We start from the raw sequence: 14,438 nt of genomic DNA, 5'->3' as shown, positions 1-14,438 counted from the left end.
TTAATATGCTTTTACTAATTTATTTTAGGGATTCTCCGCCTTTTTCCTTTGTTCTAATTCTGTAAGCCTCATCAATGGATGAAACAAAGATCTTCCCGTCACCAACCTTACCTGTATAGGCAGACTTAAGTAGGGTCTCTACTGTTTTCTCCACAAATGAATCGGTCACCACTATAGATAGATATCTTCTCTGGATATCTGCGGTGCTGTAGCTAACACCTCTATATACATGACCTACTTTTTCGTTACCTACACCGGTAACGTCCCAGTAACTAAAAAAAGTAACCCCTATGGCATGAAGGGCTTCTTTGGTTTCATCGAATTCAGATTTTCGAATGATTGCTTCAATTTTTTTCATAATTAATTATTAAGAATTGGTTAAATTTATAAAAATAGATGAGTATACCCCCAAAAAAATAGGGGTTGAATATAACTTTTATGATATATAAAATAAATACCCCTAAAAATTTAGGGGTATTTATTTATATCAATAATTATTAAGAATTTGGTATTCTAATTTCTTAGTTATAAGAGCTTTGAAATAAGAACCCCGGCAAGGATTGCCAAAATTCCAAGGATGATACTTCCAAAAAAGTAAACTGAAAAACTTAAGTAGTCTCCAGACTTGATCATCGAGTAGTTTTCAAATGAAAAAGTGGAAAAAGTGGTAAAGCCTCCACAAAAGCCAACTCCCAGTAAAAGGTTTATCGGACTGCTTAAAGAGTTAGATTTAAGTGCCCAGCCGAGAACGATACCAAGAATTAGACTTCCCAGAATATTTACCAGGAGGGTCCCGTAAGGAATAAGGGAAGAAACGTTTAGATATTTACTAATTATAAACCTAAAACTGCTTCCCAGGCCACCCCCAATAAATACCAGAAGAAGATTTTTAATCATCAGTTTCAGCTATTTGTCTTTGCAAAGGGATATATAAAGTGGTTACCCATTCTGCAGGGTTAGCATTATCCTTAGGGCCGGTGATATAAACTTCAAAAGGTTTCGCTTCATCATCTGCCTGTAATCCATTCTTCTGAAGATAAGCATAAGAAGAGTCCCATGCCTCTTTCAGGTTTTCGTAATCCCCTTTTAAGGTAGTCTTCAGGGTTCTTTGATTCGGCATAAACCCTGTTAGAACATTACTTTCAGAAGTTGTGATCACTTCACTTGGAGTAAAATATGCTGCGGAATATATGGCTGTGCCCTGTTCTTCATTCCATTCGTTATAAATAATGAATGGTTTTCCTACTTGTTCAATATTATTTGTGGCCATAAAATTACCAACTTCACTCACCATGCTTTCCATACGTTCACTTACCTGGCTGATCTTACTCGCGGTGGTTATGTACATATAATATCCGCCTCCATGATTAGTTATTCCATCAATATTAATCGTATAACTATTCATTTTTACTTTTAATTCTTCCTGAAGATTATCGAGACCTTTAGCAAACATTGGGCGCATCATTTCAGAGATACTTTCCTCCTGAAAAATAAAAGCCGCTTTCTCCATAAAGCTTTGTTCTCCCATCATGCCCCAGGTAACCAGGGTGCTATCGCCTTGTTGCTCAAATTCCCAGTAAACATCACTAGTAGATTCCCCGAAAGGTGTATTAAAGGTTATTTCCTGCTCCAGGCTGCTGTGCGGATTTGCTTTAATGGTCCTCATTTCTCCATCACCCATCTCTTCACTTTTCCATGAATAAGAAGCGCCTTCACCACTGGTCTTTTTACCATATTCAAGAATCATATCATCTGCTTCTTGAGACCACGGTTCCCAATTTGCCCAGGTTGTATAGTCATTCACTTCATCAAATACCACTTCCTGAGGGGCCTCCATCATTAACTTTTGCTCTACCTGAAATTTGCCGTCTTTGGTGGCAATATAAATTGATGCGCCTATAATAAATATGAGAATTAAAAACAGTAGATATTTGAAGATTTTCATGTTCGGTTACGATTAGGTGATGCTAATATAATTAAATTCAGAAATCAAGAATAGTTGAAAGCCTTTGAAACTAATGGTTAAGCTGAGTTTTTATGAAAAACAGCAGTAATATGAAAATGATAAATCCAATTAGAACATAGAAACTGCCTTTATAATATTTTCTGTGTAAGCGTATATCTTTTCGATAACTGAAAATCATCACTATTATAAATGAAACCAGGAATAGTGCAGCAAAAATTAATTGTCCGGTAGAAAACATTTTGGTTATTTTTATGCAAAGTTAACTTTTTAAAGCTTGAATCAATATGAAGAAAAGAATTGCTGCCGTAAAAGAATTTCATTCGGCATTCGGACTGGGAATTAATGAAAAACCAGTTGCAGATCTGGGAGAGGCAAAAAACCTTTTACGATTTAATCTTATGAAGGAAGAAAATGAAGAATATCTTGAAGCTGCGAATAATAACGATCTTACTGAAGTAGCAGATGCACTAGGAGATATGCTTTATATTCTGTGCGGAACCATTATTGAACATGGAATGCAGCATAAAATTGAAGAAGTTTTTGATGAAATTCAGTCAAGTAATATGAGTAAACTGGGAGCGGATGGAAAACCAATTTACCGGGAAGATGGGAAAGTTTTAAAAGGTCCGAACTACTTTAAACCGGAGATCTCCAGGATTTTAGAAAAATAAAGCGAAAGTTATGAGAGTATTCAAAAGCTCACATATTCAATTTTTCAAAATGAAACTAGGATTGCGATTTGTTATTTTATTACTGATTGCAGGTGGATTAAATAGCTGTAAGAATAAAGAAGGGAAAGAAGTTCGCCCTATGGATAATAAATCTATAGAAATTAATAAATCAAAAGAGCAAAACCCTACAGATTTAATCCAGATAGAAATGCCTAAACCAGATATGGTAGTTACTTCTCCAATTGAAATAGAAGGAAAAGCTCGAGGTTACTGGTTTTTCGAAGCTGATGCTCCGGTGGTGATATTAGATACTGATTTACATGAGATTGCTGAAGGCTATATTAAGGCTGATGGAGAATGGATGACCACAGACTTCGTGAATTTTCACGGCAGTATTGAATTTGATGCTACAGAGGATGAAAGCGGTTTTTTATTATTAAAGCGAGCTAATCCATCCGATAAAAAAGAGAATGATCAGGAATATCGAATTCCAATTCGGTTTTATTAAAAATAAAAAATCCCGGTCTTAAACCGGGATTCATTTTTTGTATTAAAGATGAAGTCTATTTTACTTCATGTCTCCATCCAAATTTGTCTTCAGCTTCGTTGTACTGAATTTTCATCAGCTTATCTTTAAAAAACGAGGCATATGAATCTTCAATTTTTGGCAACTCAAATTTCTGGTCTTTATATCCAAAACCAACTATCGGGTTGATCACGGTAGCCGTTCCAGATCCGAACATCTCCTTGAGTTCGCCCTTCTCTGCAGCTTCAATTATTTCTTTCACACTCACCCTTCTCACTTCAACATCTATATTGAATTCTTCCGCAAGCGTTAATACACTTTTCCTGGTAACCCCATCAAGAATTCTATCGTTAGTAGGCGCAGTAATCAATTTATCACCTATTCTGAAGAAAATATTCATCGTTCCAGCTTCCTCAAGATAATCGTGAGAATTAGCATCTGTCCAGATAATTTGCTGGAAACCTTCTTCTTTAGCGAGGTTCGTAGGGTAGAATTGAGCTCCGTAATTACCTGCTGCCTTTGCAAAACCAACGCCGCCATCTGCCGCACGACTGTATTTTTCAGAGAATTTCACTCGTACTTCTCCACTGTAGTAGGACTGAGCAGGTGAACAAATGATCATGAATTTATATTCCTTTGCTGGCGAGGCTGAAACTCCGGCTTCAGTAGCTATTACGAAAGGTCTTAAATAAAGGCTGTTTCCAAATCCTTTTTTGATCCAGTCCTTGTCTATTTTCAATAATTCTTCAAGAGCCTCAAAAAAATACTCCTTCGGAAATTCCGGAATAGCCAGACGCTTACTGGATTTGTTTATTCTTTCAAAATTTTGATCAGGTCTGAAAAGCCAGATCTTATCCTTGTCATCTTTATAAGCTTTCATTCCCTCAAAAACAGCCTGTCCATAATGGAATACCCTGGCTGAAGGTTCAAGGGAAAGTGGTCCGTATGGCTTGATCTTAGGAGTTTGCCATTTACCATCCTTATAATCGCACTCCATCATATGATCTGAAAAGACCTGCCCGAAAACCAGATTGTCAAAATTAGTTTCATTTATTTTAGAATGGGGAGCTCTTTGTATGTCTATCATTGATGTTAGATTTTGGTTGTTATTGTGATAAGTCAACAAATTTACCTAATTAAAAGCAGAATCAAAATCTAAACTTTTGGTAAATTTGAGGCCTAACCTCTTAAAAACAGGTGTCAATTATGAGAAATTTCATTTTTATCGTGATCGTACTCGCAGGTTTGATATCCTGTAAGAATAACGAATTTAAAGAAACTAAAGATATTGCCGAGGTATCTGAAGTTCAACAATCTTACAAAAGTTTTGGTGAAAAGATAAGCCCGGAAAATAGTTTATCTGCAGCTGAAATGCAATCAAAATTTGCAGCACTGCAGCCCGGCGATACACTGGAAGCAAAATTTACTACTAAGGTGAATAGTGTTTGTAAAATGAAGGGATGCTGGATGACACTTGAGTTACCAGAGACAGAGCAAGCGCCAATGGTGAAATTCAAGGATTATGGCTTTTTTGTTCCGAAGGATATCGAGGGAAAAGAAGTGATTGTTGAAGGTTTGGCATTTATTGAAGAAACTTCGATAGAAGATCAAAAGCATTTTGCAAAAGATGGCGGTCAGTCAGCAGATGAGATCAGCCAGATTAATGAAGTGAAGAAATCCCCGGCTTTTCTGGCCCATGGAGTTCTTTTAAAGGAATAATTTGGAACGCAAGATCATAAAGACCGACGATGGATCGGTAACCATTCATATACCGGAATGGAACGAGCAGTATCATTCCAAACATGGTGCGATACAGGAAGCGCGTCATGTTTTTCTAAAAATGGGCTTACATTATTTTTTAGACCAATTTCAATCTCGGCAAATTTCAATTTTAGAAATTGGTTTTGGAACTGGTTTAAATGCTTTTCTAAGCCTTTTGGAATCTGAAAAACTGGATCTGAAAATAAATTATACCGGGGTTGAAGCTTACCCGGTGCCACCGGAAGAAGTTCAGCTTTTAAATTATCCTGAAGCTTCCCAAGCTGAAGAAAAAAAAGATCTGTTTTTGAAAATGCACGAAATTGACTGGGAGCGTTCTGCTGAAATTACAGAAAATTTCACGCTGACTAAACTTCAGAAAAAGTTCGATGAAATAGAAGATTCAAATTTATATGATATCATCTATTTTGATGCTTTTGGTGCGAGAGTGCAACCGGAGCTCTGGACCGAAGAAATTTTCAATCGAATGTATAATGCGCTTCGAACAAAAGGTATGCTGGTAACTTATGCAGCGAAAGGAAGTGTAAGAAGAGCAATGCTAGCCTCTGGATTTGAAGTGCAGAAACTGCCTGGTCCTCCAGGAAAGCGTGAGATGTTAAGAGCTGTTAAAAATTAGTCTTTCCGCAGTTAAACCTCTTATAAAATCAGGCATCCCCCAATACTCTTGTGTATCTTAACAAGAAAAAAATGCGGGTATTAATTACAGGTGCAACAGGATTAATCGGCTCAAAACTTAGTAGTTTATGTCGCGAAGAAGGAATTAAAGTCAATTATCTCACCACAAGTAAATCCAAAATTGAAAATGAAGAGGATTATCAGGGATTTTTCTGGGATCCGAAAAATGGTGTGATTGAAGAAGCCTGTCTTAAAGATGTTCATACTATAGTGCATTTAGCCGGCGCAAGTATTGCTGAACCATGGTCAGATTCTTATAAAAGGACCATCATTAAAAGTAGGACACGCACAGCTGCCTTATTGCACAAAACCTTAAAAGAAAATTCAAATCAGGTAGAAAATTTTATTTCTGCCAGTGCCATTGGAGTTTATCCGAGCTCTCTTGAGAAATTATATTTTGAAGACGATAAAGAAGTCGCAGATAATTTTGTTGGTGAAGTGGTAAGAAAATGGGAAGCAGCAGCAGATGAATTTGAAAATCTTGGACTGGATGTAGCGAAAATAAGAGTGGGTCTTGTGCTTGCCAAGGATGGCGGAATGCTTGAAAAGATCAAGAAACCAATTTCTTTAAATATGGGTGCAGCTTTAGGAAGTGGGAAGCAGTGGCAGTCCTGGATCCATATCGAAGATCTCGCGGGGATTTTTCTTTTTGCCATTCAAAATCATCTCACAGGGATTTATAATGCAGTAGCTCCAAATCCCGTAACTAATAAAGAACTTACAAAAGTATTAGCCAAGGAGATGGGAAAATCAGTCTGGTTGCCTAATGTTCCATCATTTGCATTAAAGGCTTTGCTTGGAGAGATGTCAGAAATTGTCTTATCGAGTCAGTTAGTCAGTAATAAGAAAATCGAAAGTGCAGGATACAATTTTAAATTTACCAATTTATCCAGAGCTTTAGGTGATCTTACATAAATAAAAAAGGCTGCCAACTGGCAGCCTTTTTCTTGATTCAAATTATAAACTAAGCTTTTTTAGCTTTCAGGTTTATCTTAAGAGCTACATCATCATTGATGAATTTATCTCCAAGTCCGTCAAAAACAGATTTAGAACCATAGTTCACGTTCCATTTAGTACGGTCTATGGTGAATTCTTCACTAGTGATTTCAATCATTTCTCCGTCATTAGAAATTTTTACCGGGAATGCGATGTTTTTAGTTTCTTCCTTAATAGTAAGGTTTCCTTGTAACATAGCCTGTCCTTCTTCCTCAGTAATTCCTGTTACTTCAAAAGTAGCTTCAGGGTATTCATTTACGTTGAAGAAATCACCTTCTTTACCTTCTACTGTACCCATTAGGTGAGCTTCAAGGTTAGATTTTTGATCTCCTTCAAGATCTGTAACTTCAATAGACTTCATGTCTATTACAAAAGTTCCGCTTTCAACTACACTGTCATTAGCCATAAAAGTACCATTGGCTACCTTAATAGTACCGGTGTGAGTTCCAGTTGGTTTTTCACCTTTCCATTCGATAACAGAAGATGCTGTATCTACAGTAAATTCCATTGATTCAGCTTCAGCAGTAGCAGCTTCTTTTGCTTCAGCTACATCAGCCTCTTTATTGTTGTCTTTACATCCGGTAACAGCTAGTCCAAGACCTGCGATTACAAATGCATTTAAAAATAATCTTTTCATTTGGTTCAATGATTTTAAAAGTTCGGCGCAAATGTAAAAGGAATTGAATACCGTGATTCATAAAATTTTATTAAAATAATCTTGTGACATTTTGACATTTTTCCTGAATTGGCAATGAATTTGACCTGAAGTGCGTGAAAGAAAATTTAATATAATGAGCCGAAAAGAAGATAAAATCAAAGACGAGAATAAAGAGGTGAAAGACCAGGTGGAAGAAGCGATTGATGACGCCATTAGTGAAGTGGAGGCAAATGATGAAAATTCAGAAGAGCAGCCTGAATTAAATGATGGTGAATTATCTGAAGAAGAAAGACTCAAAGAGGATGTTCAGAAGGAAAAAGATAAATTCCTCAGGTTATTCGCTGAATTTGAAAATTATAAAAGAAGAACTTCAAAAGAACGGTTAGAGCTATTCAAAACTGCCAATCAGGAAGTAATGACAGCTATGCTGCCAGTAATGGACGATTTTGACAGGGCTTTAAACGAATTGAAAAAATCTGGAGACGAAAACCTTTTGAAAGGGATCGAACTTATCCATAATAAATTGAAAGAAACGCTTAAGGCCAAAGGTCTTGAACGTATGGATGTGGAGCATGGATCAGACTTCGATTCAGAAATTCATGAAGCTATAACCCAGATCCCTGCACCGTCAGATGAGCTTAAAGGCAAGATTGTTGATGTTGTAGAACCAGGTTACAAGCTAGGCGAAAGAATCATTAGGTATCCTAAGGTAGTAACCGGAAAATAAGAACCGCTTTTACAAAATTTGTAAAAACCCAACATGAAACAAGATTATTACGAAATATTAGGCTTGAGTAAGGACGCTTCGGCGGCTGAAATCAAAAAGGCATATCGGAAGAAAGCTTTGAAGTATCACCCAGATAAGAATCCGGGAGATACGGAAGCTGAAGAAATGTTTAAGAAATCTGCTGAAGCATATGAAGTTTTAGGAAATCAGGAAAAACGAGCTAAATACGATCGTTTTGGTCACCAGGCATTTGAAGGCGGTGGCTTCGGCGGCGGAGGCGGTATGAATATGGATGACATATTTAGCCAGTTCGGCGATATTTTTGGCGGCGGTTTCGGTGGTGGATTCTCTGGTTTTGGAGGATTCGGCGGAGGCCAGCGTCGTGCGAAAGGAAGTAATCTTAGAATACGTGTAAGTCTCAATCTTGAAGAAATCGCAAATGGTTGCGAGAAAAAGATCAAGGTGAAGCGTAAAGTTCAGGCTGCCGGTACAACTTATAAAACCTGTAGCACCTGTAATGGAACAGGGCAGGTGACACGAGTAACCAATACCATTTTAGGTAGAATGCAAACAGCTTCTCCGTGTACAACTTGTGGTGGTAGTGGTCAAATGATCGATAAAAAGCCGGAGGGTGCCGATGCTCAGGGACTTGTAATGCAGGAAGAAACAGTTTCCATTAAAATTCCTGCTGGTGTGGAAGATGGAATGCAATTGAAAGTTTCCGGGAAAGGTAACGATGCTCCAGGGAATGGAATTGCCGGAGATCTTTTAGTGGCTATTGAAGAAAAGGAGCATGCAACCTTGCAAAGGGAAGGTGATAATTTACACTACGACCTTTATATAAGTTATTCTGAAGCAGCGCTTGGTACTTCTAAGGAAATCGATACAGTCACTGGAAAAGTGCGTATCAAGATTGAAGAAGGAGTGCAGTCTGGTAAAATATTGAGACTTAGAGGCAAAGGTATAAGTAGTATAAATGGATACGGAAAAGGTGATTTACTGGTTCATGTAAATGTATGGACTCCAAAAAACCTATCCAGAGAACAAAAGGAGTTTTTTGAAAGAATGGCTGATGACGAGAACTTCCAGCCAAATCCGGAAAAGAGCGATAAATCCTTCTTTGAAAAAGTTAAAGATATGTTTTCTTAAAAACCCAATTTTAAGAAAAAATTTATATATTTGAGAATCACTAAGTCTTTTAGTGATAATTTTTCTTTTTCATAGCAATTTTTTTCCCATCCTTAATTTATTAAGGGTGGGTTTTGTTTTTTGGGGCTGTTTTTGAAATTATAAAATCCTCTTAATAGCCTCCAACTCTCTTTCTATTTCTATATCTTTAACATTTCTACAATTGACTATATGGAAAATCTTTTGGTTGCGGAAAATATCTATAAACGCTTCGGAAATTTCACTGCACTCAACAACGTTTCAATCAATATACCCAAAGAAAGTATTTTTGGTCTTTTAGGTCCCAACGGCGCTGGAAAAACTACCCTTTTGCGTATTATCAATCAGATCACCATGCCAGATGAAGGCACAGTTTACTTAGACGGCAGGCCCTTGCATCCCGATGATATTGCCCATATAGGTTACCTTCCGGAAGAGAGAGGTTTATATAAATCTATGAAAGTAGGGGAGCAGGCTTTGTACCTGGCCAGGTTAAAAGGTTTGTCTAAGGCTGAAGCGAAAGAACGCCTACAATACTGGTTTAAAAGATTTGAAATTGAAGGTTGGTGGGATAAAAAAATCCAAGAGCTTTCCAAGGGTATGGCTCAAAAAGTACAATTTGTCATTACCGTTTTACACAGGCCGAAATTACTGATTTTTGATGAACCATTCAGCGGATTTGATCCTGTGAATGCTAACCTCATTAAAGATGAAATTCTTCAATTGAAAGAGGAGGGAGCAACCATTCTTTTTTCAACGCACCGTATGGAAAGCGTCGAAGAATTATGCGATTACATTGCGCTTATTCATAAATCGAATAAATTGTTGGATGGTAAGGTTTCAGATATTAAAAAAGCTTATAAATCCAATACCTACGAAGTTGGTCTGGATGCCGTAGATGAACCAACCCTGAAACGTGAACTTGAGGATCGCTTCAAAGTAGGACCGGCAAAATTCAAAAGTATTCAGAATGATCTTAAATTAAGCATCAAGCTTAAAGACGATGAATCTTCAAACGACCTTATTCAGTTCTTGCTTTCCAGGGCCAGGATCAACCATTTTGTTGAGGTAATTCCTTCAGTAAACGATATTTTTATTAAAACCGTGACTCAAAATGCGTAACCTTAGATTAATAATAAACAGAGAATATCTGGCACGGGTTAGAAATAAGACATTCATTGTAATGACTTTTTTGAGTCCGCTGATTTTTGTGGGAATGATCATGTTGATCGCCTATTTGAGCATGTTGAACAGTACAGAACAAAAGATCATAGGAATTCATGATGAAAGTGGCATGTTTGCTTCAGAATTCAAAGACGGGGAACAGGTTCAGTACTTGGATTATTCTCAAAAATCACTGGAAACCGCGAGACAGGAGGTGCTGGATAAGGAGTATTTTGGTTTGATACATATTGCCGATATTAATGATGTTACTGGAAAACCTACGGAAGTTGAGTTTTTTGGTAAGGATACTCCAGGTTTTGGAACAATAGAAAATATTGAAAAGACAATTTCAGATAAATTAACCCGAGAACAATTGATTGCCAAAGGTATCGATGTATCAGAGATCGATAAGGCCAGGGCTGATATTATTGTTCAAATTCAGAATTTTTCCGGGGAACGCAGTTCAAAAATGTCTAATTATATCAAGATGTTTTTTGGAGGAGCTGCCGGTTACCTGCTCATGATGTTTATTATCATTTATGGGAATATGGTAATGCGAAGCGTTATTGAAGAAAAAACGAACAGGATAATCGAAATCATTGTTTCTTCTGTAAAACCATTTCAGCTTCTTTTGGGTAAGGTTCTAGGAACTTCATTAGCCGGAATTACCCAATTCACTGTTTGGGTGATCCTTGGGACAATATTGCTTCTTGGTGTTTCCTCTTTCCTGGGAATAGATCCAGCGGCCGCACAGTCACCGGCTTCCGCAGCTATTGAGAATGCTGCCAGACCGGAGATCAATCAATTGGTCATAGATATTCTTAAGCTGCCATATGCAAGTTTGCTTGCTTTCTTCGTTGTCTATTTCATTGGAGGGTATTTTTTATATAGCGCTATTTATGCGGCTATTGGGGCAGCAGTAGATAGCGAAACCGATACGCAACAATTCATGTTTCCTATCATTTTACCTTTGATTCTCGGTATTTACGTAGGATTTTTTTCGGTAGTGGAAAATCCTCATGGAACAGTTTCCACTATATTTTCAATAATTCCGCTAACATCTCCTATCGTAATGCTCATGAGAATACCGTTTGGAGTGCCATGGTATGAGATCACGATTTCCATTATTGTGTTGATCGCAACGAATTTTGGCGTTTTATGGTTATCTGCAAAGATTTACCGGGTGGGAATACTTATGTATGGAAAGAAACCGAGTTATAAAGAACTGTATAAATGGCTTAAATATTAGGTATGCAGGATCAGTCTACCAAAGAAAAAGTTACTGAAGTTATTGAACAGGATATCTGGGGTCTCATGCTGGATATCTGGAATGCCGGATTTAGTTATACTATCGGTGGAGAAAACCTGAAGGTTACAGTAGGTCTGGTAGTTCTCGTAATTCTGGCGTTTTTGCTCACCAGCATTGTGCTTCGGATCATCAGATCATTTATAACTTCAAAATTACTGGATGAAGATAAACTGAAGTTTATCAGTGTATTTAAATTCATCAAATATTTCGTATACCTGGCCGTAATTCTTATTACCCTAAGTTCTGCCGGGGTAGATGTTACTATTCTTTTAACTGCCTCAGCGGCGCTATTTGTTGGACTTGGTCTGGCATTGCAGGAACTATTTCAGGATGTTATTGGAGGTATTTTCATCATCCTGGATAAATCACTTCTTGTGGGCGATGTTATCGAGATGGAAGGCAGGGTTGCCAGGGTTTTTGAGATTAAACTAAGAACTACCAGGGCACTAACCAGGGACGATAAAGTAATGATCATCCCTAACCATAAGTTCATCAGCGATACGGTTTATAATTATACCCAGAATCATAAAACTACCAGGGAAGCTGTAAAAGTAGGTGTGGCATACGGTAGTGATGTGGAAAAAGTTAGAGAAGTCCTACTGGAATGCGCCAGGGAACAGAAGGGGATCTTGAAAAAGCCTGAACCCTTCGTATTGTTTGAAGATTTCGGAGATTCTGCACTACTATTTGCCCTGCATTTTTATGTTTCAGACAGTTTTGTGGATCCTAAGGTAAAAAGTGAATTGAGGTTCAAGGTGAATAACAAATTCAGATTGAATAATATCACGATTCCTTTCCCGCAGAGAGATGTTCATATGTTTTATCCAAAACCTATACAGAATTCAGCTGCAGAAGAATCTGAAGAAGACGCGTGATCAAAATTTAATTAACTTCAATTTATAATAGATTTCAAGGCTATTTAATAGATTGGACTAAAGTTTTCCGCTTAAACGGGATTTTATAATTAGAAAAACAATGGCAAAGATTTTATTGATAGAGGATGAAGCATCTATTAGAAGAGTGCTGAATAAAATACTTACGGAAGAAAGTAAGGACTATGAAGTTACTGAAGCTGAAGATGGTTTGGGGGGAATGGAACTGGTGAAAAATGAAGATTTCGACCTTATTCTCTGCGATATCAAAATGCCGAAAATGGACGGTGTGGAAGTCCTTGAAGCTGTGAAAAAAATAAAGCCCGAAATTCCTGTCGTGATGATTTCCGGTCACGGTGACCTGGATACTGCCGTGAATACGATGAAAGTAGGTGCATTCGATTATATTTCTAAGCCGCCAGATCTTAATAGATTACTGAATACAGTAAGAAATGCCCTGGACAGGAAAGAACTTGTGGTTGAGAATACCAGGTTAAAGAAAAAAGTGAGCAAGAATTATGAAATGATAGGAGAGTCGGAAGCGATTCATAATATCAAGGATATGATCGAAAAAGTTGCTCATACCGATGCCCGGGTGCTAATTACCGGACCCAATGGTACAGGTAAAGAATTGGTAGCTCACTGGCTGCACCAGAAAAGTGACAGGTCTAAAGGACCTATGGTAGAAGTGAACTGTGCTGCGATTCCTTCAGAATTGATCGAAAGTGAATTATTCGGACACGTTAAGGGTGCGTTTACTTCCGCAAATAAAGATAGAGCTGGTAAATTTGAGGCTGCGAATAAGGGAACCATTTTTCTGGATGAAATTGGAGATATGAGCCTTTCCGCTCAGGCAAAGGTACTTAGAGCACTTCAGGAAAACAGAATTTCCAGAGTTGGAAGCGATAAAGATATAAAGGTTGACGTTCGCGTAGTAGCGGCAACCAATAAAGATTTGAAGAAGGAGATCGAAGAAAATAATTTTCGTGAAGACCTTTATCACCGTCTGGCAGTAATTCTTATTGAAGTTCCGGCTTTAAAAGATCGTAAAGACGATATTCCGCTATTGGTAGATTATTTCAGTGAGAAGATCGCATTGGAACAGGGAACCAACAAAAAAGAATTTACCGATGAGGCCATTAAAGTGCTAAAAGAAAGCGAATGGCGTGGTAATGTTCGTGAATTAAGGAATGTTGTAGAAAGATTAATTATTCTCGGCGGTAAAGAGATCACAGATGAAGATGTGAAACTCTTCGGAAGTCGATTTTAAGGTCTTTTATTTCTAGGATTTTTAGGATCGTATTTCAGAAAATACATGGTATCACCACTAGGGTGGGCCCATTCATGAAATAATTCAAAACCAACCCGTTGATAAACGATCGCATTCGTTCTTCCGCGGGTTTCTGCATATAAGGGTAATCCAGTATCATGCGCAGTACGGAAAAATACATCTTTCATTTCTTTTCCAACCTGCGTATCAGCACCGCGATATTCTTTTAAAATCCCCCAAAACCAGCAATAAAGATATTCACCTTCCTGTGGACGTTGATTTTTAATATATTTCTGGGTTTTCAGGATGTTCAATGCGTTTTTAACGCCGGTAACGTTTGCTACAAGTTTTAGCTCAGACCATAGATCCTTCCAGATATTGTCATCTTTCTTATTCGTTTTGAATAAGATCGCGATACCCTGTCGATTTTCAGAAACAATCAGCGCATCTTTTTCAATAGCCTTGTCTACCATATGCGTAGCTAGGTACCTAAACCTTCTGTCTCTGTTATTTCCTTTTTTCACTACATCCATAGAAGATGGAATTTCCTTCAATAATGTAGTAACCTTATCAATGATATCTTTTCTTTCGAGTTTGTCCAAGCTGAAAATTTGTTTGCTGCGAAGATAAAAAAATTAACTCTGATAAAGATTGTATA

At 37.6% G+C, this 14,438-nt stretch carries 18 protein-coding genes; 11 read left to right on the top strand and 7 right to left on the bottom strand.

The genetic code is table 11. From position 1 onward, the window contains the following. Positions 1 to 19: 19 nt before the first annotated feature. The 4 genes from AC2S94_RS00640 to AC2S94_RS00625 all read right to left on the bottom strand — a co-directional run bounded on the left by AC2S94_RS00640 (position 20) and on the right by AC2S94_RS00625 (position 2,204). Positions 20 to 358, bottom strand: coding sequence for a P-II family nitrogen regulator (locus AC2S94_RS00640; RefSeq protein WP_484629589.1), 339 nt, complete (start codon positions 356 to 358; stop codon positions 20 to 22). A 167-nt stretch (positions 359 to 525) separates the two neighbouring features. Then, a complete protein-coding gene (gene crcB, locus AC2S94_RS00635; RefSeq protein ID WP_484630879.1) occupies positions 526 to 894 on the bottom strand; it encodes a fluoride efflux transporter CrcB in 369 nt (122 codons plus the stop codon). Then, positions 890 to 1,945 carry an SRPBCC family protein gene (locus AC2S94_RS00630; protein ID WP_484629588.1) on the bottom strand — a complete coding sequence of 352 codons (1,056 nt, stop codon included), beginning with the start codon at positions 1,943 to 1,945 and terminating at the stop codon, positions 890 to 892. Before AC2S94_RS00630 ends, crcB begins: the two co-directional genes overlap by 5 nt. A 70-nt stretch (positions 1,946 to 2,015) precedes the next feature. After that, positions 2,016 to 2,204 (bottom strand): hypothetical protein, encoded by a 189-nt coding sequence (locus AC2S94_RS00625; protein WP_484629587.1) that lies wholly within the window; start codon positions 2,202 to 2,204, stop codon positions 2,016 to 2,018. Positions 2,205 to 2,250: 46 nt separating this feature from the next. Here AC2S94_RS00625 and AC2S94_RS00620 point away from each other — a divergent pair, with 46 nt between their 5' ends. Next, on the top strand, positions 2,251 to 2,637 hold the full coding sequence (locus AC2S94_RS00620; RefSeq protein ID WP_484629586.1) for a pyrophosphohydrolase domain-containing protein: 387 nt from the start codon (positions 2,251 to 2,253) through the stop codon (positions 2,635 to 2,637). Positions 2,638 to 2,647: 10 nt separating this feature from the next. Next, positions 2,648 to 3,145 (top strand): Gmad2 immunoglobulin-like domain-containing protein, encoded by a 498-nt coding sequence (locus AC2S94_RS00615; protein ID WP_484629585.1) that lies wholly within the window; start codon positions 2,648 to 2,650, stop codon positions 3,143 to 3,145. A gap of 55 nt (positions 3,146 to 3,200) precedes the next feature. Here the strand turns inward: AC2S94_RS00615 and AC2S94_RS00610 are convergent, their stop codons facing one another. Next, positions 3,201 to 4,250, bottom strand: a complete 1,050-nt coding sequence (locus AC2S94_RS00610) for a branched-chain amino acid aminotransferase (protein WP_484629584.1) — start codon at positions 4,248 to 4,250, stop codon at positions 3,201 to 3,203. Positions 4,251 to 4,369: 119 nt separating this feature from the next. On the opposite strand from AC2S94_RS00610, the gene AC2S94_RS00605 reads away from it, so the two are divergent. The 3 genes from AC2S94_RS00605 to AC2S94_RS00595 all read left to right on the top strand — a co-directional run bounded on the left by AC2S94_RS00605 (position 4,370) and on the right by AC2S94_RS00595 (position 6,532). After that, a complete protein-coding gene (locus AC2S94_RS00605; protein ID WP_484629583.1) occupies positions 4,370 to 4,882 on the top strand; it encodes a DUF4920 domain-containing protein in 513 nt (170 codons plus the stop codon). A gap of 1 nt (position 4,883) precedes the next feature. Then, positions 4,884 to 5,558, top strand: coding sequence for a tRNA (5-methylaminomethyl-2-thiouridine)(34)-methyltransferase MnmC2 (mnmC2, locus tag AC2S94_RS00600; RefSeq protein WP_484629582.1), 675 nt, complete (start codon positions 4,884 to 4,886; stop codon positions 5,556 to 5,558). Between the two features lie 71 nt (positions 5,559 to 5,629). Next, the gene (locus tag AC2S94_RS00595) at positions 5,630 to 6,532 is read left to right on the top strand and encodes a TIGR01777 family oxidoreductase (protein ID WP_484629581.1); all 903 of its coding nucleotides are present in this window, start codon (positions 5,630 to 5,632) and stop codon (positions 6,530 to 6,532) included. Positions 6,533 to 6,581: 49 nt separating this feature from the next. Here the strand turns inward: AC2S94_RS00595 and AC2S94_RS00590 are convergent, their stop codons facing one another. After that, positions 6,582 to 7,250 (bottom strand): YceI family protein, encoded by a 669-nt coding sequence (locus AC2S94_RS00590; protein WP_484629580.1) that lies wholly within the window; start codon positions 7,248 to 7,250, stop codon positions 6,582 to 6,584. Between the two features lie 154 nt (positions 7,251 to 7,404). Between AC2S94_RS00590 and AC2S94_RS00585 the strand changes: the two genes are divergently transcribed. The 6 genes from AC2S94_RS00585 to AC2S94_RS00560 all read left to right on the top strand — a co-directional run bounded on the left by AC2S94_RS00585 (position 7,405) and on the right by AC2S94_RS00560 (position 13,780). Continuing rightward, entirely contained in the window at positions 7,405 to 7,998 is a 594-nt protein-coding gene (locus tag AC2S94_RS00585) for a nucleotide exchange factor GrpE (RefSeq protein WP_484629579.1), read from the top strand. Positions 7,999 to 8,031: 33 nt separating this feature from the next. Further along, on the top strand, positions 8,032 to 9,147 hold the full coding sequence (gene dnaJ, locus AC2S94_RS00580) for a molecular chaperone DnaJ (RefSeq protein ID WP_484629578.1): 1,116 nt from the start codon (positions 8,032 to 8,034) through the stop codon (positions 9,145 to 9,147). Between the two features lie 210 nt (positions 9,148 to 9,357). Continuing rightward, positions 9,358 to 10,287 (top strand): ABC transporter ATP-binding protein, encoded by a 930-nt coding sequence (locus AC2S94_RS00575; protein ID WP_484629577.1) that lies wholly within the window; start codon positions 9,358 to 9,360, stop codon positions 10,285 to 10,287. After that, positions 10,280 to 11,578, top strand: coding sequence for an ABC transporter permease (locus AC2S94_RS00570; RefSeq protein WP_484629576.1), 1,299 nt, complete (start codon positions 10,280 to 10,282; stop codon positions 11,576 to 11,578). The genes AC2S94_RS00575 and AC2S94_RS00570 overlap by 8 nt, the downstream gene beginning before the upstream one ends. A gap of 2 nt (positions 11,579 to 11,580) precedes the next feature. Next, positions 11,581 to 12,513 carry a mechanosensitive ion channel family protein gene (locus AC2S94_RS00565; protein WP_484629575.1) on the top strand — a complete coding sequence of 311 codons (933 nt, stop codon included), beginning with the start codon at positions 11,581 to 11,583 and terminating at the stop codon, positions 12,511 to 12,513. Positions 12,514 to 12,613: 100 nt separating this feature from the next. Then, a complete protein-coding gene (locus AC2S94_RS00560; RefSeq protein WP_484629574.1) occupies positions 12,614 to 13,780 on the top strand; it encodes a sigma-54-dependent transcriptional regulator in 1,167 nt (388 codons plus the stop codon). Here AC2S94_RS00560 and AC2S94_RS00555 read toward each other — a convergent pair. Then, the gene (locus AC2S94_RS00555) at positions 13,777 to 14,382 is read right to left on the bottom strand and encodes a hypothetical protein (protein WP_484629573.1); all 606 of its coding nucleotides are present in this window, start codon (positions 14,380 to 14,382) and stop codon (positions 13,777 to 13,779) included. The two genes, AC2S94_RS00560 and AC2S94_RS00555, sit on opposite strands and share 4 nt — an antisense overlap. Positions 14,383 to 14,438: the final 56 nt, after the last annotated feature.

It is taken from the genome of Christiangramia pacifica (assembly GCF_057221535.1).
This window is presented reverse-complemented; position numbering and strand designations above follow the sequence as displayed.

Excerpts from the sequence above, each read along its gene's own strand:
- AC2S94_RS00625 (WP_484629587.1), bottom strand. The coding sequence starts at position 2,204 with ATGTTTTCTACCGGACAATTAATTTTTGCTGCACTATTCCTGGTTTCA.
- AC2S94_RS00565 (WP_484629575.1), top strand. The coding sequence starts at position 11,581 with ATGCAGGATCAGTCTACCAAAGAAAAAGTTACTGAAGTTATTGAACAG.
- AC2S94_RS00640 (WP_484629589.1), bottom strand. The coding sequence starts at position 358 with ATGAAAAAAATTGAAGCAATCATTCGAAAATCTGAATTCGATGAAACC.
- AC2S94_RS00610 (WP_484629584.1), bottom strand. The coding sequence starts at position 4,250 with ATGATAGACATACAAAGAGCTCCCCATTCTAAAATAAATGAAACTAAT.
- AC2S94_RS00605 (WP_484629583.1), top strand. The coding sequence starts at position 4,370 with ATGAGAAATTTCATTTTTATCGTGATCGTACTCGCAGGTTTGATATCC.
- AC2S94_RS00585 (WP_484629579.1), top strand. The coding sequence starts at position 7,405 with ATGAGCCGAAAAGAAGATAAAATCAAAGACGAGAATAAAGAGGTGAAA.
- AC2S94_RS00570 (WP_484629576.1), top strand. The coding sequence starts at position 10,280 with ATGCGTAACCTTAGATTAATAATAAACAGAGAATATCTGGCACGGGTT.
- AC2S94_RS00560 (WP_484629574.1), top strand. The coding sequence starts at position 12,614 with ATGGCAAAGATTTTATTGATAGAGGATGAAGCATCTATTAGAAGAGTG.
- dnaJ (WP_484629578.1), top strand. The coding sequence starts at position 8,032 with ATGAAACAAGATTATTACGAAATATTAGGCTTGAGTAAGGACGCTTCG.
- AC2S94_RS00575 (WP_484629577.1), top strand. The coding sequence starts at position 9,358 with ATGGAAAATCTTTTGGTTGCGGAAAATATCTATAAACGCTTCGGAAAT.
- AC2S94_RS00620 (WP_484629586.1), top strand. The coding sequence starts at position 2,251 with ATGAAGAAAAGAATTGCTGCCGTAAAAGAATTTCATTCGGCATTCGGA.
- AC2S94_RS00590 (WP_484629580.1), bottom strand. The coding sequence starts at position 7,250 with ATGAAAAGATTATTTTTAAATGCATTTGTAATCGCAGGTCTTGGACTA.
- AC2S94_RS00630 (WP_484629588.1), bottom strand. The coding sequence starts at position 1,945 with ATGAAAATCTTCAAATATCTACTGTTTTTAATTCTCATATTTATTATA.
- AC2S94_RS00615 (WP_484629585.1), top strand. The coding sequence starts at position 2,648 with ATGAGAGTATTCAAAAGCTCACATATTCAATTTTTCAAAATGAAACTA.
- AC2S94_RS00595 (WP_484629581.1), top strand. The coding sequence starts at position 5,630 with ATGCGGGTATTAATTACAGGTGCAACAGGATTAATCGGCTCAAAACTT.